Consider the following 22,592-nt stretch of genomic DNA (forward strand, 5'->3'; position numbering starts at 1 on the left):
ATGATATCATTCGCAATTTGTCTTGTAGCTCTTGTCATAGGCTATTTCACCTACGGCAAGTTTGTTGAAAAGGTGTTTGGTCCCGATGACCGTGTGACTCCGGCAATAGCCAAGTCTGATGGTGTGGACTTTATTGTTATGCCAAACTGGAAAGTATTCCTTATCCAGTTTCTGAACATAGCTGGTACAGGACCAATTTTTGGTGCCATCATGGGCGCGAAGTTTGGTCCGTCAAGTTATCTGTGGATAGTATTCGGCTGCATATTTGCAGGAGCAGTTCACGATTTCATGATAGGAATGCTGTCAATGCGTAACGAGGGAGCAAGCCTGCCTTCTATCGTTGGGCGTTATTTAGGTACTAAGGCTGAGAAGGCTATATTGTTTTTCTCAGTTTTCCTGCTTATGATTCTTGGTTCGGTGTTTGTGTATAGTCCTGCAGAGATTCTTGAGATGTTTGGAGGCACAACAGCTATGTGGGTGATATTAATATTCTTATATTATATTATTGCCACCTTGCTTCCTATCGACAAGCTCATAGGCAGGATATACCCGCTTTTTGCCATTGCCTTGTTGTTCATGGCAGTTGCGCTTGTGGTAGTGTTGGTATTGAAATGGCCTTCCATTCCGGAAATTTGGGATGGTCTTGGCAACAAGGCGCTTACAGTAGACAGCTCGTTCAAAGACCAGCTGTTCCCCTGTCTTTTTATCACCATAGCTTGTGGAGCCATCAGCGGTTTCCATGCCACACAGAGTCCTTTGATGGCTCGTTGTCTGAAGAGTGAGAAGATGGGTCGTCCGATATTCTACGGTGCCATGATTACAGAAGGCATCGTTGCTTTGGTGTGGGCAGCCGTGTCTTCCTATTTCTTCTATGGCGACCCTACTCCTGGCTACACCATGTTTGAGGCCACGAAAGAGCTTGGTATTTCCACTTCGGCACCTAAGGTCGTATATCTTATGTGTGAAGACTGGCTTGGCGTGGTAGGTGGAATATTGGCAGTGCTAGGTGTGGTGGCGGCTCCCATTACCAGTGGCGACACAGCTTTCCGTTCCGCCCGTCTTATCATAGCAGAGTCGTTGCACTTTGAGCAGAAGGGCATCCACAACCGCCTTCTTATCTGCATTCCGATGTTTCTTGCCTGTCTCGCCTTGTTGTTCTGGCAGATAGGCAATCCTGACGGATTTAATGTAGTTTGGAAATATTTTGGTTGGGCAAATCAGACCTTGGCTGTCTTCGGATTATGGGCAATAACTGCATATCTTGTAATGAACGACAAACCGTATGTCATCACTCTTGTCCCGGCATTGTTTATGACCACGGTATGTTCAACATTCCTCTTCGTTTCCCATCAGGCTTTCGGCATGTCTGAGACAGTAGGATATCCGTTAGGAGTAGCAGTTCTCATTGCCTCTTACGGTTGGTTCCATATATGGCATTCGCGTTATGTGAAGCATAAGGGAAAATAAGTTGGGCAAATGCGAAACTAAATAAATTATTATAAACAAAAACAGTATCAATTATGAAAAAGAAACTATGTCTTGTAGTAATGGCAATTATGGTAGCCATTGCCGCCCATGCCCAGTTTGAATCCGGAAAGAAGTATGGAAACGTCTCCGTGTCTGGACTTAATCTCAGTTACAACGGCAGTGAAAAGGCCAGCTTCGGTTTGTCTGCCAAGGGTGGTTATCTCTTCATGGACAATGTCATGGTTCTCGGTTCTGTGGGATATAAGAAAAGCACAGATGTACCAGCCCAGTTGTCGTTAGGAGCCGGTGCCCGCTATTATATAGAACAGAACGGCATTTATCTTGGTGCCGGAGTAAACTACCTTCATGTTGGCGACCTTTACGATGATTTTCTTCCGAGCGTTCATGTGGGCTATGCCTTCTTTATCGGACGTTGTGTAACGATAGAACCGGAAATATATTACAACCAGTCGTTCAAGAGCCATAAGGACTATAGCACCATCGGCTTCCGTCTGGGAGTGGGATTGTATTTGTAGAAAATATTAATTGTCTTAATCGTTAAATAAAGATACAATGCTAAAAGTAGAAGAATTAGTAGACAGACTTATCGACCTCGCCTTTGCTGAAGACATTGGCGACGGCGACCATACCACATTGTGCTGCATACCAGAAGATGCAATGGGCAAGTCTCACCTTTTAATAAAAGAAGACGGGGTGCTTGCTGGAGTTGAGGTGGCAAAAGAAGTGTTCAGACGTTTTGACCCTGAACTGAAAGTGGAAGTGCTCATGGAGGATGGAACTAGGGTGAAAAAGGGCGACATTGCCATGATTGTTAGTGGAAAGGTGCGCTCTCTGTTGCAAACAGAACGTCTCATGCTTAATATCATGCAAAGAATGAGTGGTATAGCCACTACTACAAGTCGATATGTAGAAAGACTGAAGGGAACAAACACACGAGTGCTTGACACACGAAAGACTACTCCAGGTCTACGCATGCTCGAGAAGGCAGCTGTGAAGATTGGTGGTGGATGCAACCATCGTATCGGATTGTTTGACATGATATTGCTGAAAGACAACCATGTAGACTTTGCCGGAGGAATAGCTAATGCAATCAACCGTTGCCATGATTATCTTGAGAAAAACGGATTAAACCTGAAAATCGAAATCGAAGTCAGAAACTTTGACGAATTACAACAGGTACTTGACCGTGGTGGCGTAGATCGCATCATGCTCGACAATTTCTCTCCCGCCGACACCAAAAAGGCAGTGGAGATAATCAACCATAAGTATGAAACAGAGTCAAGCGGAGGTATCACTTTCGATACACTGCGTGATTATGCTGAGTGTGGCGTCGACTTCATCTCTGTAGGTGCGTTGACTCATTCAGTGAAAGGACTCGACATGAGTTTCAAGGCTTGTTGATATGATAGATTTCTCAGCCTTTCAAGGTAAGAAAGCGGCATATTATACACTTGGCTGCAAACTGAATTTTTCCGAGACTTCAACATTCGGGAAAATGCTTGCCGACATGGGAGTGATGACGGCACAGAAAGGCGAAACTGCCGACCTGTGCCTCATCAATACCTGTTCGGTCACTGACGTGGCTGACCATAAATGCCGACAAGCCATCAATCGCATGGTGAGAAACAATCCGGGGGCTTTCGTTGTAGTAACAGGATGTTACGCACAACTCGAACCTGAGAGGATAAGTAACATTGAAGGCGTTGACCTCGTTTTGGGCAGCAACGAGAAAGCGAATCTCGTACAGTTCCTATCGGAAAAATGGGCTGCTGGAGAAACACGTGAGACACATCTTCACGAACACTACTCTGTGAAGACAAAGGACATAAAGACCTTTGCTCCGAGTTGTTCAAGAGGCAACCGAACACGTTTTTTTCTAAAGGTACAGGATGGCTGCGACTATTTCTGTACCTATTGCACCATTCCTTTTGCTCGCGGATTCAGCAGAAATCCCACCATCGACTCGCTAGTGGAGCAGGCTCGTGAGGCTGCTGCAGAAGGAGGACGAGAGATTGTGCTTACTGGAGTGAACATCGGCGATTTCGGTAAGACAACAGGCGAATCGTTCCTGAATCTTGTTAAGCGTCTCGACGAAGTGGAAGGAATAGAAAGATTCCGCATCAGCAGCCTTGAACCTGACCTCGCCTCCGATGAACTCATTGACTATTGCGCCCATAGCCGTGCTTTCATGCCACATTTCCATATCCCACTTCAGAGTGGTAGCGACACTGTGCTGAAACTTATGCACCGACATTACGACACACAGCTCTTTGCCGACAAGATACGTCGCATAAAGACAGTCATGCCCGAAGCTTTCATCGGTGTCGATGTGATGGTGGGATGCCGTGGAGAAACCCCAGAGTGTTTTGAAGAGACATACTCTTTCCTCAAATCGCTCGACGTGACACAGTTGCATGTGTTCCCATATTCCGAACGTCCAGGTACGGCAGCCTTGAAGATAGACTATAAAGTGGACGAGATAACAAAGAAAGAACGAAGCAGCAGGCTCTTGGCACTTTCCGACGCTAAGACACAGGATTTCTACAGCCGCCATATCGGACAAAAAGCCAAGGTGCTGTTCGAAAAAGCCCCGAGGGGAAAGGCCATGCATGGCTTTACGGAAAATTACATAAGAGTGGAACTGCCACCGGCAGAAGCAAAGCCAGAATACGACAATAAAATTATAGAAGTATGTCTTGGTGACTTCAACCACGACAAAACATCGCTGATGGGGATAATTTAATAATAACGAGATGAACAAAATAGCCATAGTAATACTGAATTGGAACGGAGTGGACATGATGAGACGATACCTAACTGATGTGGTAAATTACTCTATCGTGGACAATGCTGTGGTATATGTTGCCGATAATGCCTCAACAGACGATTCCGTGGAAATGCTACGCAGTGAATATCCTCAGGTAAAAGTAATCTTACTGGAAAAAAACTGGGGATTTGCCGAAGGATATAATAAGGCACTATCGCAGATAGAGGCTGAATACTATGTACTGCTTAACTCTGACGTGAAAGTGACACATCATTGGCTTCAGCCTTTGGTAGAGTTTATGGACGCACATCGCGACGTGGCGGCTTGCCAGCCTAAGCTATTGTCAATTATAGACACTGATTCATTTGAGTATGCTGGGGCATGTGGCGGTTTCATCGACCTTTACGGTTATCCTTTTTGTCGAGGACGTGTGTTCAACACCATTGAGCGCGACAAAGGGCAGTATGACACTGCAATGCCTATTCTTTGGGCTACAGGAGCTTGCATGATGATTCGCAGTAGTGACTACTGGAATGCAGGAGGCTTCGACGGGCGCTTCTTCGCACATAACGAGGAAATAGACCTTTGCTGGCGCCTTCGTCTTCTCGGACGTAAGGTATACTGCATTCCCGACAGTGCGGTGTTTCATCTTGGCGGCGGTACGCTCCCCAAAAGCAATCCAATGAAGACATACTTAAACTTCCGTAACAATCTTACCATGCTCTACAAAAACCTTCCCGACAGAGAACTTCGGAAAGTAATGAGAATGCGCTTTTTGCTCGATTGGCTTGCCGCCTTACAAATGCTTGTGTTAGGAAGAAGTATTGGCGATTTTAAGGCTGTTATCAAGGCTCGTATGGCATTCAAGGCATGGAAAAACGACTTCAGACACGACCGGGAGACTATTCAGAGCACAGCCAACGTAGACGCAGTTCCAGAACGTATATGCATCTCCATACTATGGCAGTACTACATAAAAAGAAACAAGACATTCCGTCAAATAATTGACCTGGTGAAAAGTTGACAACTCGTCAACTCTAATTGCGTTAATTATTAAGTTAATTTTTATTTCATGTTATATGTGTAACAGCAAACAGCCGTTAACTGCAAATATCGAACTGTTAAATTGCGACAAATGATTGACCCAAAATGCACAATTAACACATTTTGCGCATATCTTTGCACCCGGAAAACAATAACGTGAAATAGTTTTAAGTAAAATAATTAATGATAATGAAAAAGATTTGGAATTTTATCTTACCAGCTCTAAGCTTGGTGGCCATCGCTTTTTCGGTGGCAGCTTTCAACAAGGCAGAAGCTGCTCCTATCGCTGTAGGACAGCCAGTAGACTTAACTTACGCAGCCGAAAAGGCTCTACCCTCCGTTGTTCATATCAAATATGTCCAGAACTCGAAGATTAAGACCGTGGACGTAGAGAGCGACCCGTTCAGCGACTTCTTCTCCGACCCATTCGGCGGCTTCTTCGGAAGGGGAAACGGCGGCACACAAAAACGCCAGGTGCAGACTCCGAAACGTGAGGCTACAGGTTCGGGAGTGATTATCTCCACAGATGGCTATATCGTGACAAACAACCATGTGGTTGAAGGAGCTGACGAACTTACCGTTACACTCAACGACAATAAGGAGTACTCGGCACGCATCGTTGGTGCCGACAAAAACACAGACCTCGCTCTCATCAAGATCGACGGGAAAAACCTTCCTGCCATCGCCATCGCTAACAGCGAAGACATAAAGGTGGGCGAGTGGGTATTGGCCGTGGGTAACCCTCTTGGACTTAACAACACCGTAACAGCTGGCATCGTGAGCGCCAAGGCACGCTCGCTTGGGGCAAATGGCGTTGAGGCATTCATACAGACCGACGCGGCTATCAACCGAGGCAACTCTGGCGGTGCGCTTGTAAACGTGAAGGGAGAATTGGTGGGCATCAATGCTGCACTGTATTCTCAGACTGGTTCATACAGCGGTTATGGTTTTGCCATCCCAACTACCATTATGAATAAGGTTGTAGCCGACCTGAAGCAATATGGCACTGTTCAGCGTGCAGTGATCGGTATCCAGGGTGGCGATGTGAAGAACTTTATCGACATGCAGAAAGAAGAAGGCAAAGAAGTGGACTTCGGCACCATGGAAGGTGTGTACATCGACAAGGTGACTGACGACGGAGCCGCTGCTGACGCTGGACTGAAAAAGGGCGACGTGATTGTGGCTGTCGACGGACAGAAAGTGACACGCATGGCTGAGCTTCAGGAGATAATTGCAAAGAAACGCCCAGGTGACAAGGTATCGCTCACGTATATGCGTGACAAGAAGAAGCAGACAGAGACCATCACATTGAAGAACGAGCAAGGCAACACAAAGGTAGTGAAGCATGCTGACCTAGATGTACTTGGAGCTAACTTCCGCGAGATAGGAAAGGAAGTGAAGTCACAGCTCAACATCTCTTATGGACTTGAGGTGACTAAGGTGAACAAAGGAAAGATGTCTGAGGCAGGCATCAGCCGCGGATTCATCATACAAAGAGTCAACGACGAGAGCATAAAGACTATCGAGGACTTGCAAAGGGTTGTGAAAGAAGCATCCACAAGCAAGGAACCTGTGCTCTACATCCAAGGAATCTATCCTACAGGTCGCAAAGCCTATTTTGCAGTGCCTTTGGAAGAGTAAGTATTTTAGTTGACAACCCGCAACTTGTTAATTCCTTTATTATAAAAAAGTGTCTTGTGTTCTTAAGCAAGACACTTTTTTTTGAATTATGTAATTTTTTTCTTTGTTTTCTTTTGATAATATAAATAAAGTTATTATCTTTGCAGTCGTTAATTAAAGATTATTATACAATTATCCAATATGGCAATAAAAATATTGAGCGTAGACGACGAACTTGACTTGGAGATATTGCTAACACAATACTTCAGAAGAAAAATCCGCAAGGGCGAGTATGAGTTCACATTCGCACATAATGGCCTGGAAGCTCTCAGGTTAGTGCTTGAAAAGAAAGATTTCGACATCATTCTCAGCGATATCAATATGCCTGAGATGGACGGACTGACGCTTCTTACCAAAATCAATGAGATGCGCAATCCGGCATTGAAATGTATCATGGTGTCAGCTTACGGTGATATGGGAAACATCCGTTCGGCCATGAACAATGGTGCTTTCGACTTCGCAACAAAACCAATAGATCTTGATGACCTTTCACGAACCATAGAAAAGGCCATCGAGGAAATTGACTTCGTGAGAAAGTCGCAGCAGGAACACAACCAGCTCGAGTCCATCAAGAGCGACCTCGCAGTGGCTGGAGAGATACAGCAGGCCATCCTGCCGCGCCGTTTCCCGCCAATGCCCGACATAGCCGATAAGGTGGACCTCTTTGCAACCATGACGCCAGCAAAGGAAGTGGGAGGCGACTTCTTCGACTTTTTCCGTATCGACGAACACCGTTTGGGCTTTGTCATTGCCGACGTCTCCGGCAAGGGTGTGCCGGCATCCATATTCATGGCCGTCAGCCGTACCCTTCTGCGTGCCACTGGCATGAGGGGAATATCCACCAAGGAGTGTCTCGACTGTGTAAACAATATGCTCTGCAACGAGAGTGTAGACTCTATGTTCGTCACTGTCTTCTACGGCATATACAACATTCAGACCGGAACGATAGAATATACCAATGCCGGCCATAACCCTCCATACATCGTTCACGCCAATGGTTCGATAGAGGCTCTGCCCATGAGCTCCGACATCGTGGCAGGTATGTTTGAGAACATGGAATTTACTCAGAATGAGATGAAACTCGATATGGGCGAGTCACTCGTGCTCTTCACCGACGGAGTGACTGAGGCCTTCAATACATCCGGACAGATGTTCGACGAGTCGGGCCTTGAAAACACCCTCAGACGTGTAGGGCCTACAGGAAGCGAGGAAATCTGCCAAGCCATCCTTACCGACGTCTCCATCTTTGCCGGCTATGAGCCGCAAAGCGACGACATCACTTTGATGGCAATAAAGAGGATTAAATAATACCTCGATACATTGAATGAAACTTGAATAATAATTATAGAAACGTGAGATACAACAAGGCTATAACATACATTTTGGGCTTGTCCACTGTCGCATTGGCGGGAGTGGCTTACGAGCTATATTGCGACAATAACCAACTCAAGGCCGACATTAACGAGCTTCGTGCTAATATTTCAAAGTATGAGCAACGTGACGGTAATTCTTTTGTAGTGGAAAGAATCAGCAAGCAAATGGAAGATATAGCCTATCAGCAGATGGATATCTCCGACAAACGCCGAGAGGAAGCTCTATTCCAAATGAGGGTGGCAGACGAAATGCGATCCAAGGCTGAAAGCGAACAGCGAAAAGCAGAGGAATTTGCACGTAATGTGGTGGAGGCAAGAAATATGGCAGAGCAACAAAAAGAACTTGCCGTTACACAGCAAATCAAAGCCGAATATGCACGTAACGTGGCCGATACGCTTAGCTACATCGCACTCGGACGTTCGCTCGCATCTCTCTCCTCAACACAGTATCTCGCTGGAAACAAAGACGCTTCAGCTCTTCTCGCTTACGCTGCGTGGAAATTTACTTCAAGTTATAAGGGAAATGTTAATATACCTGTCATTTTCAAGTCGTTAAGCCAAAATAGCGGAAGCTTCTCTTCAAGTCTTATACACAAGGGCGGAGTATCAAAAATCATACCTCTTGACAATAAAGGTCATTTCGTGTCTGTTAGCAGATATGGAGAAATAACAAAGTGGAGACACATATCGGGAATATGGGAAAAACATCTTCTGGCAAGCGACAATAGTTGCAGCTACCGCGATGTCTGCACTGATTCTGACGGGGTAATATATGCGCTGAGTTTCAATGGTAAACTGCAGTCTGTGGCCAACGGACAAGTGGCGCAGCCTTTCATACTGCCCGAAAAGACCGGCTGGACACATATCTGCCGAATCTCATCCAACCGACTTCTCCTCGTGGCAAAGGCGAGACTCTATCTATTTGACACCGTGAAAAGACAGATAGTGAAAAACATTGATATGCCACAGAACATCACAGCCATAGGCAAACGTGAAGGAAACGTTTTGGTCTTCGGCGAAAAATCTAAGGCATGGCAAGTGAACTCCGTTGGAAAAATTACTCCTGAGGACATAAGAGTGAATGGAGAGATAACGGCATACACTTGGTCTAAAGACAAACAAAGGGCTTCTGTGGGTACTGAAAACGGCGATATCTTCATACTAGACGCCAATGGCAACAGTTTACGAAAACTCGTTGGACACAGTTCACGCATAACCGACCTGCTCTTCAAAGACGACTTCCTCTTCTCTGCAAGTTACGACCGAGTGGTGAACCTTTGGGACGCAAACGCCACAAACAGCGAGGCTGTGGCCCTAAAAGACTATTCGTCGTGGCTCTATTGCCTATGCAGTGCCGACCAGAACTCCATCTTTGTTGGATCACAGTCGGGTGCCGTCTCTCGTATTGTAGTGTCGCCGTCAGAAATGGCAGCCACCGTACATTCAAGCCTCAAACGTGACTTCACAGACGATGAGTGGTCTTATTATGTGGGTGACAATGTTCCGAAAATAAAACTTAAAGACTGATATTGGCTTATGAAAAGGATATACTGCATCATCATATTAATATGGACGCTCGTTGCCGTAGAAACAAGGGCGGCCGTGGGACACCCTTTCTTTGTCAACTTCACTACAGACGACTACGGAGCCCACAACCGCAACTTCGACATACTCAGCGACGACGAGGGTCGTGTGTATGTTGCTAACTTTGAAGGACTGCTCTGCTATGACCAGTCAAAGTGGACCATAATACATGCACCAGGCATTTTCCGAATTACACGCCTCTTCAAAGACCATAACGGACGAATATGGGTAGGAGGATACAACGTATTTGGATATCTTTCCTCGGCAAAGAACGGAGAACTGAAACTTAAAACCGTTTTTTCGCGCGATAACAAAGGATTCATCGGCGAAGTGACAGACATCAGCGAGAAAGACGGTAAGATTTGCATCGAGACATCCATTGGCACCGCTGGACTGGAAGACAACTGCATGGATGGATACAAAATATCGAAGACGCCATCAGACAATCCGCAACTCTACTCCGGAGTGAAGGTTAACGAGAGCATTAAGCTAAGTGACGGATGTACTGTACTCGCTACCGCCGGACTCGGCGTTGTGGTCCTTTCTGCAGATGGCAGTAAAAAATATCATCTCTCTGAACGTGGTGGACTGTGTAACGACAATGTAAACGCCGTCTTCGCAGATAAATACGGTAACCTTTGGGGAGCTACCGACGATGGCATCTTCCTTGCAGACGTTTATACGGCCTATACATCTTTTCAAGCAACCGACGGTCTTCTTGGCGAGGTTCTGTCCATCTGTCAGACACCCGTAGGACTCTATGTCGGAACGTTGCGCGGACTCTTTATCAAGCGTGACAACGCCTTCGAAAGGGTAGGCAAAATAGACAACGCCTGCTGGAACCTGTGTCTCGACAAGCAGCGCAGGCTATGTGCATCAACTGCTGGAGGAATCTATATTATAAATGGCAATAATATCAGTCAGTTATCCAACAAACATACAATAGCTGTATGTCCGTTAGATAACGGCAGTTTCTACGCAGGCGAAATAGATGGAGTTTTCCTTATCGACAAGTCAGGCAACCGCCGCAAGGTGAATACCATAGAAAAAGCCACCACATTCTCACTCACACCCGACGGAAACCTTTGGGTGCGAAATATCTACGGACAAGTATTCAGATGTACAGGCGATTTCAGCAAACTCAACGAGATTCTGCCCAAAGATGGCAATAAACCGGCTGAACGCTACAACTATAGCCTTATAGAACACAATGGTGAGATAAACGTCATAGGACGCATAGGAGTGTTTAAATGGGACGAAAAGACACAGTCGCTGCAAAAAACCGAAGTCGGAAAGCAAAACAATATCAACTATAGCTTTCCGCAACTTGCACTCTTCGACAATTTAGACCGGTTTTGGTCTACCAACAACGAAGGTCGCGAACTAATGGTTTTCTCGAATACCACAGACTACACTATGTTAAACCAACTGCTACGCCCAGTCCACAAACTCAATGTCCGCTCGCTTGAGATCGATGGTAATTATGCCTGGGCAGGAGGTAATTTTGGCCTTATCTGTTGGAATTCTGAATATCGCGACACCGACTTCAGTCACAAAACAAAAGTGTATATCCGCAGCATCGTCATGAACAACGACTCAGTTATCTGGGGCGGATTCAACAAGGGCGACAAGCTCGAACCAAGCCTTCCTTTCAGTGAACTGGATTTTGAGAGCGACGTTCAAAGTGTCACCATATATTTTTCCACTGACATGCTCTCCACCATCGGTGACACAGAGTACAGATATCGCCTCGACAAAAGCCAGCAGTGGTCGGCATGGAGCAATACTCCATACGCCACACTTTCAAATCCACGTTCAGGCCATTACACCTTCGAGGTTATGGCTCGCGACCGCTACGGACGTCTCGTCGATAGTGCAAAGGTGGAACTCATGGTACACTATCCCATCTATCTCCGTTGGTATTTCATCCTGCTCTATGTCCTTATGCTCGCCATCTTCGTTGTGATGTTCATACGCTGGCGCATGGCACGACTACTTAAGGAAAAGATTAGGCTGGAAAACATCGTCGAGGAACGTACCTCGCAGATAAGACAGCAGAAAGACGAAATCGAAGAGAAGTCAAACAGCCTCGAAAAAGCACTCGAAGAACTCAACGCCGCACAATACCAACTTCTCCGCCAGGAGAGAATGGCCACCGTCGGAACTCTCACAAAGGGACTGGTTGACCGAATACTCAACCCGATGAACTACGTCAACAACTTCTCTCACATGAGTCTCGGACTGCTCAAGGACATAAAGGAAAATCTTGAAGACGACGAGGAAAAGATGACTCCCGACAACTACGATGACTGTCTCGACATCGTCGACATGCTACATACCAACCTCTCCAAGATAGAGGAACACGGAGTCAATACCACCCGAATATTGAAGGCCATGGAGGAAATGCTCAAGGAACGCAAGTGCAACCTCGAGTCCACCGACCTCTCGGCTCTATGCCGCAAGAATATTGAGATGACACAGTCGTACTACGCCAAGGAACTGGCAGAAGCCTGCATCACCATAGAGTCGGCAGGACTCGATACGCCACACACCGCACGAGTGGACGCCGAACAGATAAGTCGTGTGGTGATGAGCATGATAGGCAATAGCATCTACGCCGTGACAAAGAAATACCGCCTGAAACCATATTCGCCCATCGTACGCCTCACAATATCACCGTCGGCCACAGAGGGTTGGGTAGACATCGGCATCTACGACAATGGCATCGGCATCGAGTCAACCATCATCGACAATGTGTTTGACCCATTCTTCACCACCAAGACCACAGCCGAGGCAGTGGGTGTGGGCTTGTACCTCAGCCGAGAGATAGTGCTTAACCATGGCGGTGAGATAACAGTAGAGTCAAAGAAAGAGGTGGAGACGAAGTTCACCATCTCACTTCCCCAAGAATAACTAAATGCAACTAATATGGAAACAGTAGAAGAATTGAAACAACAGTTGAGAAATCTTCAAGACCAACTAAAGCAACAGGAAAAGTTGGCGTCGTTAGGTCTGCTGACTGCGGGCATCGTACACGAAATACGCAACCCGCTCAACTTCGTCATAAACTTCAGTAAACTGTCCGACACGCTGCTTAATGATCTCGGCGACGACCTCGACGATAATCTCGACAAGCTGCCTGCAGACGATGCAGACGACATCAGCGACATCATGGCAGACCTGAGAGAAAACCTCGGAAAAATACGTGAACACGGCGAACGTGCCACAAGCATAATTCAGAACATACTTCAGTACTCCCGCGGAAAAGAAGGTGAGCGTATACCTTCTGACATCAATGCTATTGTGCATGAATACACATGGCTCGGATACCACGCCATGCGCGCAAACTACAACGGCTTCAACGTTACTATCACTGAACAGTATGCCGAAGCTCTGCCGCCGATAGCCGTAGTCCCACAAGACATCAGCCGCGCCTTACTCAATGTGGTCAACAATGCCTTCTATGCCGTATGGGAACGCCTTCAAGCCGAAGGGGATAGCTATCACCCCGAAGTAGCAATATCAACAATAGCCGCCAACGGCGAACTATCAATCGTCATATCAGACAATGGTATAGGAATGACTCCGGAAGTGAAGGAAAAAATCTACCAGAACTTCTTTACCACCAAACCACTCGGACAAGGCACAGGACTCGGTATGTCTATCACCCGCAACATCATCAATCAGCACAACGGCCGCATAGAGTTCGACTCGGTGGAACATTCCGGAACGTGTTTCACATTGATCATTCCAATCCTCAAGAAATAGTAGATGAAAAAAATATTCACCATAATATTCAGTCTCGCCGTCAGTATCGCAGCCACCGCCCAGACAGCCGCAGAGATAGAAATCTGCCAACAAGCTGAAACAGCCTACCGAATAGGCCGTTTCGACGAAGCCGTGAGCCTGCTCAAAGACAATATGTCTCGCCTTACCTCGCGCACACGAAGCACAGCCTACCATCTCCTCTCGCTCTGTTATATGGAAAAAGACAACAGCGACGAGGCCACCCGCTATGCCTCACTTCTGCTGAAGGAAAACCCATACTTCACCCCGACCCTTTCCGACCCCTTGCGTTTCGTCGACCTCATCGAAAGCATGAAGCGCGGCAAGTCGGCCACCATTACCACCGCCTCGCAGCAGGCAGAGAGCATCGACGAGTCTCCGGTACCTGTGACACTTATCACCGAAGACATGATAAAGGCATCGGGGGCTAAGAACCTTCGCGACCTGTTGATGACCTTTGTTCCAGGCATTACACCACTGGAAGGAGAAGAGTGTAATTTGTCAATGAGAGGCATTTATTCTTCATCTCAAGAAAATATCCTAATCATGCGTGATGGCCACAGACTTAATAGCTATGCCACCAACTCAATAGCTCCTGACTACCGCATAGCATTGAACAATATCAAGCAGATAGAGGTTCTCCGCGGCCCCGCATCCTCACTTTATGGAAACGTAGCCTTAACTTCAGTAGTAAACATTATTACAAAGTCAGGTTCCGACGTAAATGGTCTAAGAGCCACATACGGTATGGGTGATAACAACACATACAAAGGAGAAATCCTCTTTGGTAAAGGATTCATAGACTCAGAAATACTTATTTGGGGAAGCCTTTATGCCTCTGATGGCTATAAATATAATATATCGCCCGATGACGAAGATTTTTATGGTCTTATAAAAAAAGACGGAACAATGTATGTTGACGGATACAACAATAAACCCGCCTTTGATTTTGGTATGAAATACCGTTGGAAAGACTTGACTTTGACACTAAGCCATCAACATAGTAAGAGAGTACAGTCATATAACTCTCTCTATTTCTATTCTTTGTGTGACTATGACAAATATTCTAAAATTAACGGAACAAAACCAGGACGAAGTGTCACTACAACTAATGCGATAGCAGATTATACCATTTCATTAAACGACAACACTTCGCTTTCTGCTTCATTGTCATACAATTTTGAGAAGACAGATATATATAATGTATTAGGTGACTCTTTGCCTTATCCTTATTCAAATATAGGCCTTGTACTACATCCTACCAATCCATATATAAAAGATTCTCTGATAATTAGTAGAGGAGCATTTTGTGTGCAAGGTTGGGATAATGTGAATGTCGAAGGAGAAATTCAATTGGCGAATAGTTACAAACTTGGTAAAGCCAAAGGCACAATTCTTGTGGGGGCTCAGATGGGCTATTTTAATAGTCATTACAATTATTTCTCTATTGGAGCTAACTATGATGGCGTAATAATGACTGCTATTAATGATGAAAATTCCGTATATAAGAACGGAAAAGAGAATTCTTTTTCAGTATATGGTCAAATAAAGCATTACTTTTCCCCAAAAGTGATTTTGAATGGAGGATTGCGTTATGACCACAAGAAACGTTATGATGACAGAGAGATGAATGTTATTTCACCTCGAATGGCATTAATATATATACCGAATGAGAAGTGGAACACCAAATTGTCTTATGCTCATTCTTATGTAGATGCATCATTCTTCTATCGTGCTTCCAGCACGCTTTACCTTGGAAACACTGATTTGAATCCACAACATATGGATAGCTATCAGTTGTCGTCAACTATAAGAATAACGCCAAACCTAATATATAATGGTAATATTTTTTATAATCATTCATCTGATATTATGGCCACAAATATTGGCTCACAACGAGAATCCGGAATATTAGATATGGTTGGTCTTGAGAGTATTATTTCGTATAAGGATAAAAATTATTTTGCAAATGCTTCTGTATTGTTCCAAAAGAAAGCAAAAGCAAGAAACTACTCTTCTACAGGCAGTCATATCAGCGCAATACCTGATTTTGTTTGTCATATTTCGAGTGAAAAAGAAATTGATAAACTTGTAAAAGGATTATGGTTTGGACTAAATCTCTCTTACTCTACAAAACAAGTAGGGCAGATGTCAGGTAGTTTCTTATTTAAAAATGGAGAATCGTTAGCAAATATGCCATACGAGATACCTTCTTCTTGTTTATTAGACTTAGGATTAAGATATAATGAAGTTTGGGGAGAACTAAGCTTTAGATGTTACAATATTCTAAATCATACTTACAGATTGGGAGGTCACCGTGCACCTATACTCCAGCAAGGTAGAAATTTCTTGGCAACACTATCAATTAATTTACACTAATGAATATGGAAAATACTTATTATCCTCTCTCTGAAACCCAATTAGGGTTCTATTATACATGGTTGAAAAAAACCGATACAACGGAATACAATGTTCCTTATATATATCATTTGTCAAAAGACATTGATGCGGATAGATTGGAAGAAGCACTGAAGAAGACGTTCTCCCTATTCCCTATTTATTCATCGCATATAATTGTTGACGATGGAAAAGTGTGCATTTTTCCAGACCCAGAGAGAAAGATTACAATTGAACGTATTACTGCGACAGATGACGGGTTAGCTCATGTGGTAAGAGAATTTGTCCGACCGTTTGACATTTATAACGAGCCATTGGTACATGTGGCCATTGTAGAGACAGAATCAACTTTGATTATGCTGCTTGACAATTTTCATGCAGTGTCAGACGGCAATACTCTACTTATGTTCCACTGGGTTCTTAGAGATATCTATGCAGGGATAGAAGTAAAACCTGAGGATACAACATATTTTGATTATATATTATCTGAGAAAGAATCGTTTGCTACAGATGCATATCAAAAATCAAAAGACCATTACAAGGATATGTTCTCTGGAGTCACAATGACAAAGACACGTCTTCAGCTTGCAGGCGAATATGGCAGTCTCAAGTCGGTGTCAGAATTTATTTCTGCAGATATAGTCAATGACTTTTGCAAGGCTAATTCTGTCACGCCCAATCTGCTTATGATGGCAGCATATTCCTATACACTATCCATTTTTTCAAGGGAGAAGAAAGTCGCTTTTTATACGGTCAACCATGGTCGTACCGAGCGAAGGTTCAGAAAGAGTATGGGACCGTTCATCAAGTCTGCTCCAGTGTGTGTGGAAATACGAAACGACGAAACGATACTCGACTTCATTTCTTCCATGAAACGAGAAATGATGGGAACAATTCGTCATGGCATTTATCCATTCAGCCATTTCTGTCAGGATTTGGGTATGCACCCCGAGACTTCTTTTGTTTACCAGTCTGGCTTGGAAGAGAAATTGGAACTTGATGGTCACAATTTCATAATTGAAGCATTGCCATTGGGTAAGGTGTCTTCGAATATGAACATGGTTGTGTTTGAAAATCGAGGGGAATTTGATCTACGCTTGTGTTACAACGACGCTAAGCATACGCAATTTGAGATGCAGCAGTTTGTGCATTGCATGTGTAACGTTGTGAACTTTATGATAAGCGATTCTGAAAAGTGTATTGTAAATATTAATGTTGTCTCAGATGCAGAAAAAAACATAATGTTGGAACTGTCAAAAGGAGAGAAACGAAAGACAGAATTTTCTACATTTCTGAGAATGTTTTATAAATGCGTTGAACAATATCCAAATAATATTGCAGTAGTTGATGAGTTTGGCTCCATTACTTATAAGGAGCTGGATTATCAATCAAATATTCTCGCTTCGAGACTTATCAGAAGAGGTGTAAAAAAAGGTGACTTCGTAGCCATTAATCTCAATAGGACAAAGGAATGGGTCATTGGTATTATTTCAATTTTTAAGGCTGGTGCTGCATATTTGCCGTTAGCAAATGATTTTCCAAAAGAACGTCTTGATTACATTATTGATGACAGTAAAGCAAAATTTGTAATAGATGAAAAATACTTTTTAGAAAACAAGAATATTTATTCCGATATTTTACCAATGGTAGATAAAGAAGATAATGCGTATATGATATATACTTCTGGTTCTACGGGGCAACCCAAAGGCGTTGTAGTCCAGCACAAGGCACTGTCTTCGTTCTGTTCTTCTTGTATTGATATTTTTGAATTACAGGAAACAAGCAGTTTCATTTGTCATTTTAGTTTCGGTTTTGACGCTTCTTTATTTGCAATTTGCCCAATTTTGTGTTGCGGTGGAACACTCCATATATTAAATAAAGATATTCTGTTGGAGCCTGCACTTGTTTCACAATATATTGAAAGTCATCATATAACTCATGCAAGTTTCACTACAAGATTTGGTGTTGAATTACTTGAACATTATGAATTACCTCTTAAATTAGTAGCATTAGGAGGTGAACGATTAGATGTTATACCGAATTCAAAAGTCAAGCTATTCAATGTATACGGACCTACAGAATTTACTATTATCTCAACATATGCTGAAGTTGAAAATATAGATAATTATTCAGCCATCCCTATTGGTCGCCCTATGCCGAATTCTTGTGCTTATGTCCTTGACGATAACCTCCATCTTCTTCCAAAGGAATGTGTCGGAGAGTTGTATCTAGCCGGGCCACAGATAGCCAAGGGATATTGGAATAGGCCAGAACTAACCTCTGAACGCTTCATAAATAATCCATTTGCATCATCAGATGATTATGATGTAATGTATAAGACCGGTGACCTTGTATGGTGGAATGAAGATGGTGAACTTGTTTATACAGACAGGGTTGACAGGCAAGTCAAACTAAGTGGATTCAGAATAGAAATAGGAGAAATTGAAGCTTGTTTGTCACAATGTGAAGGTGTTACACAAGCAGTAGTTGACCTGAAAGAGGTAAACGGACGTAAAACTATTTGCGCCTACTATACTGCATCAAATAAACTTGATAGTGGTATGATAAAGGAATTGTTAGCCCAAAAACTTCCCGACTATATGGTGCCATCGTTTATTATTTATATGGAGGAATTCCCATACAATCATAGTTGCAAGGTGGACATGAAAAGGCTTCCACTTCCTGAAACAGTGATAGACAGCCATTATGTTGCAGCAGAGACAGTAGACGAAAAGGTGGTCACGGCTATAGTTGAAAAGGTATTGCAGCTAAAGAATATCGGAGTCACATATAACCTCATGAATCTTGGACTTACATCAATGCAAGCTATGAAAATTGCCGTTGAGGCAGAGTTTATGGGGGTTAATGTCTCTGTTTCATCAATTTTCGAGAATCCAACTATAAGAGGTTTTCTTTCCACACCTCAGCGCCTTTACTTCTGGGCCAACGATTATGACCCGGCAAAGCCTGTTTTGGTACTATTCTGTGGATATATGTATTGCCATCCTTTCTACGACGAGTTTATAAAGAAGTTCAGCGACAGGTATTCTGTCTTCGTGATGGAAGGATTTGTGGAGTATTTCCTTTGGAAACGAAAGGTTGATTTTGAAGTACTTATTGATTTCTATGAACAGATTACGCGAACTGTACTTGAAGGTGTCAATGTACATGCTGTTACAGGACATTGTATGGGTGCAGAGATTGCTATGCATTACGCCCAGCGTCTTATCGACAAGGGCATTTCACGGCCCAGACTGCTTATGGTGGAAGGTGCTGTTGACAGGCCAACACAGGAAGTCACAGAGATGGACAAAACCAATCTTGAGGCAGAACATAAGCGCATAAAGAATCATATTATTAATTCCAGACCACATATCAAATTCACTGGTGACATGATTCTTTGTATGGCCTCTAAGATTACTCGCAAGCTGGAATACAACGGGCCGGATATTACAGACGAAGAATTGTTTACTAAAGAATACAATGAATATTTCGGAAACAGGAAAAAGTGGCGTGAGTTATATCCGGATGCACCGTATTTTGAGGTGGATGCTGACCACTGGACAATATTCTCCGGAGATGCCCTCAATGCAATAAGTGATATTGTTGACAAATTCAGATAAACAAATAATAAGGAAATAGATGTTTGACCATATTTCTCAGTTCACCACCTGGCCGATACTAACAGGTATAGTCATCGGCTACATTGCCAACCGTATCATGAGCGGGGAGGGCAAAGGATGTTGCATGAACCTCTTCATCGGCGTAGTAGGCAGCTATGTCGGAGCGTTTATCGGCTCGCTTTTTAATGTCAATCTCGCAGGAGCAGGATACTTTAAGAATCTTGTGTTCTGTGTCATAGGCTCTGTAACCGTCCTTTGGCTTTGGGACAAACTTTCTGGCAAGAAGTAAACTCACTTTGACCTCGTAGGTTTTCAGTCTTGTCTTAATTCCTTAACATACACATCTCTTTTCGGAAACGGCATTTCAATGTTGTTGGTGTTCAAAGTGTCGTAAATACAGTTTCTGATATCGCCTTCCACATAAGCCTGTTTCAGTACGTCAACCCAGCAGAGCAGTTTGATGTTGATGCTGCTGTCGGCAAAGTCAAGGAACACGGCTTTTGCAGGCTTTTCAGGGTCTATGAGTGGATGGTGCATGTCGTTCACGGCCTGTTCCACTATCTGTCGCGCCTGTTCTATGTTTGTACCATAACCCACACCAAACACTATAGCCGATAGGGCATAGCCATGGTTGCGAGTGAGGTTCTTGTAGTTTTTCGTAAAGAGCTGGCTGTTCTGAAATGCAATCACCGACCCGTCGGTAGACTCGATTAGTGTGCTCACATAGCTTATCGAAGTCACCTTTCCGCGTATTCCGTCGCATTCTATAAGGTCACCCACCTTTATGCGTCCAGTCATGAGCGATATGCCATAGTATATGTTTTCAAGTATGTCTTTCGATGCGAAACCAATACCTGTCGACAGACCTCCCGTCACTACCATGAGCCATGCAAAACTGATGCTGAATATCGACAGCACCACGAGTGTCCATGTACCCCACACCACTACCTGCAGTACGTTCTTCCCCATCATGTCGCGACTATCGGCAGTTGTAGGGTCGTTGCGCATAAACTGTTGGCGCATTATCTCCCTCAGCGTGTTGCAGATGTATGAGAATATAAACCAAAGGCTCACTGCAACCGAAAGTCGTATGATGCTTATTTTCAGGTTGTCGAGATTAACAAAGTTGGTAGTGAAAATCTTCCAGCAAAGCACGCTGAGGTTAAACACGTCGGCAGCCCAGTAAATGGAAAGCATTGCAGAGGCCACACCCATAACGGGCAGAAGGGCTTGGTTACAGAAGTGGTAGAACCATGTGGAGGTAATAGGCTTGTTGTCCACCTTCTTTTTCTTCCCGATAATCTTCAACCAGCGGTTTGCGCTCGCAATGGTCAGAATACAAGTGAGCTGCATAATCCACCAAATTATCACCTGTACGCTCATAAGTGTATATCCTGCCCACGACGACACTACTGAGAACAAAAACACCGTAAGCGAGCAGTAGGAATAAAACATGTCTACGCGCGGCACCTTGCTGTGGTGTCGCTTTATCATCCCCCATTGCCATAGGGTACTAAACAAGAGTACTGGCGGGAATATGAGATTCACCAGTTCGTTAGGTATGAGAATGATACGAAATGTAATCACTATAAAGCCTACGGTAATGAGCGGAGCATAGATGCGGAAGGCGCTTTTCATGTGCTCATGTGTGAGGCGAAGCAATAGCGAGAAAAGCACAATACCCAATAGCCAAGCATATTCTACAAGCAGGTCGCTGGCCATAATTAAGAAGTTCTGGCTCGTCGTTGCCCTTATCAGGCCCAATATCAAGGCAAAGGTAAAGGTGGTGGAGGCCATGGTGAAGTAGAACGGGCGTTTCAGGAATTCCTTCTCCCTGATACGCCGGGGCAGAAGTTTTTTTATCACTAGTATGTTGAGCAGTGAGGCTACAATGCCATAGAAAAAGATGATGACAAAAAGCCCGAGGATAAATTTGCTGTCCCACTGCGAGTTGGAGAGCGGTCTTGCCTTATATTTCTCCTCCACTGACTGCCGCATCTGTGTTATCACAAACCGCAGTCGCTTCAATACAGTAAAATAGTCGTCGCTTCCATTCTTGAATATGTCAGTCTGTATGTCGTTATATCGCAAGTTTGCATAGTCGTTTATCTCCTTCAGGTGGGCTGCAGTCTTGTTATACATTTCAATGAAGTCGCTGGTGTTGCGGTAGTTTTGTTTAAGGTTGTTGAGTATGGCCTTTGACAACCGGAGACACTCGTTTCGGTCTGCGAGAGCCTTTCTCCCAAGCATGGCATCAGGTATTTCCGAAAGGCTCTTCGAGAGACTGTCATATCGGGCTATGTCGAGTTTGGTGCGGTTGAGAAAGCTGACAAATGGGATCCTCACCCTCGTAAAGTCATGATATTGTTTTGTAGCTTCGTGGCAGGCATAAGTCAGGTCAAACACATAGTCTTGTTTTTGCGAGTAGAGCATGAGCGCATTTTGGTTGCTCATACGCCACACCTCCATTATCCTGTTGTGCATATCCTGGCTTCTTGCTTTTTGTCTTGCCGTGCGAGTAGATATTTCCTCATACTGAGTTGTCAGCTCGTTTTTCAGTATGGCGAGCGTCTTGTCGAGGTTTTCTTCTTTTAGCACTGCGTTTGCCTGCAGTGAGAATACCATCGCCATAATCATCATGGCGATGGCTCTAATATTCATTGTTTTGCTTGTTTTCATATCTTCAATATTCATGTGTATATCTCTATTTTGGGTGCAAAGTTACGATGTTTCTTTGAATCTGACAACACATTTCAGTTTTTTTAAGCAGAATAATAGTTAGACTCATACATAAGGTTAATAACCCTACGTCTGAAAGATTAATAACCCTACGTCTAAAAGGTTATTAAT

The 22,592-nt window shown here is 44.1% G+C and carries 14 protein-coding genes; 13 read left to right on the forward strand and 1 reads right to left on the reverse strand.

All coding sequences use genetic code 11. From position 1 onward, the window contains the following. The 13 genes from CIK98_RS13090 (at window position 1) to CIK98_RS13150 (ending at window position 20,031) form a co-directional block, all read left to right on the forward strand. Complete coding sequence (locus CIK98_RS13090) at window positions 1–1,467, forward strand: carbon starvation protein A (RefSeq protein WP_094384947.1); 1,467 nt, start codon at window positions 1–3, stop codon at window positions 1,465–1,467. Window positions 1,468–1,520: 53 nt separating this feature from the next. Then, the gene (locus CIK98_RS13095; protein WP_094384949.1) at window positions 1,521–2,003 is read left to right on the forward strand and encodes an outer membrane beta-barrel protein; all 483 of its coding nucleotides are present in this window, start codon (window positions 1,521–1,523) and stop codon (window positions 2,001–2,003) included. Between the two features lie 37 nt (window positions 2,004–2,040). Continuing rightward, window positions 2,041–2,889, forward strand: coding sequence for a carboxylating nicotinate-nucleotide diphosphorylase (nadC, locus tag CIK98_RS13100; RefSeq protein ID WP_094384951.1), 849 nt, complete (start codon window positions 2,041–2,043; stop codon window positions 2,887–2,889). A gap of 1 nt (window position 2,890) precedes the next feature. Beyond that, window positions 2,891–4,231, forward strand: coding sequence for a tRNA (N(6)-L-threonylcarbamoyladenosine(37)-C(2))-methylthiotransferase MtaB (gene mtaB / locus CIK98_RS13105; protein ID WP_094384953.1), 1,341 nt, complete (start codon window positions 2,891–2,893; stop codon window positions 4,229–4,231). A gap of 10 nt (window positions 4,232–4,241) precedes the next feature. Next, window positions 4,242–5,279, forward strand: coding sequence for a glycosyltransferase family 2 protein (locus CIK98_RS13110; RefSeq protein WP_094384955.1), 1,038 nt, complete (start codon window positions 4,242–4,244; stop codon window positions 5,277–5,279). A 209-nt stretch (window positions 5,280–5,488) separates the two neighbouring features. Then, the gene (locus CIK98_RS13115; protein WP_094385038.1) at window positions 5,489–6,940 is read left to right on the forward strand and encodes a Do family serine endopeptidase; all 1,452 of its coding nucleotides are present in this window, start codon (window positions 5,489–5,491) and stop codon (window positions 6,938–6,940) included. A 180-nt stretch (window positions 6,941–7,120) separates the two neighbouring features. Further along, window positions 7,121–8,287: a PP2C family protein-serine/threonine phosphatase gene (locus CIK98_RS13120; RefSeq protein WP_094384957.1), complete on the forward strand. Its 1,167-nt coding sequence runs from the start codon at window positions 7,121–7,123 to the stop codon at window positions 8,285–8,287. A 23-nt stretch (window positions 8,288–8,310) separates the two neighbouring features. After that, window positions 8,311–9,879 carry a WD40 repeat domain-containing protein gene (locus CIK98_RS13125; RefSeq protein ID WP_141210545.1) on the forward strand — a complete coding sequence of 523 codons (1,569 nt, stop codon included), beginning with the start codon at window positions 8,311–8,313 and terminating at the stop codon, window positions 9,877–9,879. Window positions 9,880–9,888: 9 nt separating this feature from the next. After that, on the forward strand, window positions 9,889–12,849 hold the full coding sequence (locus CIK98_RS13130) for a sensor histidine kinase (protein WP_094384961.1): 2,961 nt from the start codon (window positions 9,889–9,891) through the stop codon (window positions 12,847–12,849). Window positions 12,850–12,864: 15 nt separating this feature from the next. Continuing rightward, complete coding sequence (locus CIK98_RS13135) at window positions 12,865–13,704, forward strand: sensor histidine kinase (RefSeq protein ID WP_094384963.1); 840 nt, start codon at window positions 12,865–12,867, stop codon at window positions 13,702–13,704. Window positions 13,705–13,707: 3 nt separating this feature from the next. Continuing rightward, window positions 13,708–16,101, forward strand: a complete 2,394-nt coding sequence (locus CIK98_RS13140) for a TonB-dependent receptor domain-containing protein (protein ID WP_094384965.1) — start codon at window positions 13,708–13,710, stop codon at window positions 16,099–16,101. A 5-nt stretch (window positions 16,102–16,106) separates the two neighbouring features. After that, window positions 16,107–19,742: a non-ribosomal peptide synthetase gene (locus CIK98_RS13145; RefSeq protein WP_172409946.1), complete on the forward strand. Its 3,636-nt coding sequence runs from the start codon at window positions 16,107–16,109 to the stop codon at window positions 19,740–19,742. Between the two features lie 19 nt (window positions 19,743–19,761). Beyond that, window positions 19,762–20,031 carry a GlsB/YeaQ/YmgE family stress response membrane protein gene (locus CIK98_RS13150; RefSeq protein WP_094384969.1) on the forward strand — a complete coding sequence of 90 codons (270 nt, stop codon included), beginning with the start codon at window positions 19,762–19,764 and terminating at the stop codon, window positions 20,029–20,031. Window positions 20,032–20,054: 23 nt separating this feature from the next. Here the strand turns inward: CIK98_RS13150 and CIK98_RS13155 are convergent, their stop codons facing one another. Beyond that, complete coding sequence (locus CIK98_RS13155) at window positions 20,055–22,421, reverse strand: mechanosensitive ion channel family protein (RefSeq protein ID WP_253249739.1); 2,367 nt, start codon at window positions 22,419–22,421, stop codon at window positions 20,055–20,057. Window positions 22,422–22,592: the final 171 nt, after the last annotated feature.

This window comes from Prevotella sp. P2-180 (assembly GCF_002251435.1).
Taxonomy (GTDB): domain Bacteria; phylum Bacteroidota; class Bacteroidia; order Bacteroidales; family Bacteroidaceae; genus Prevotella.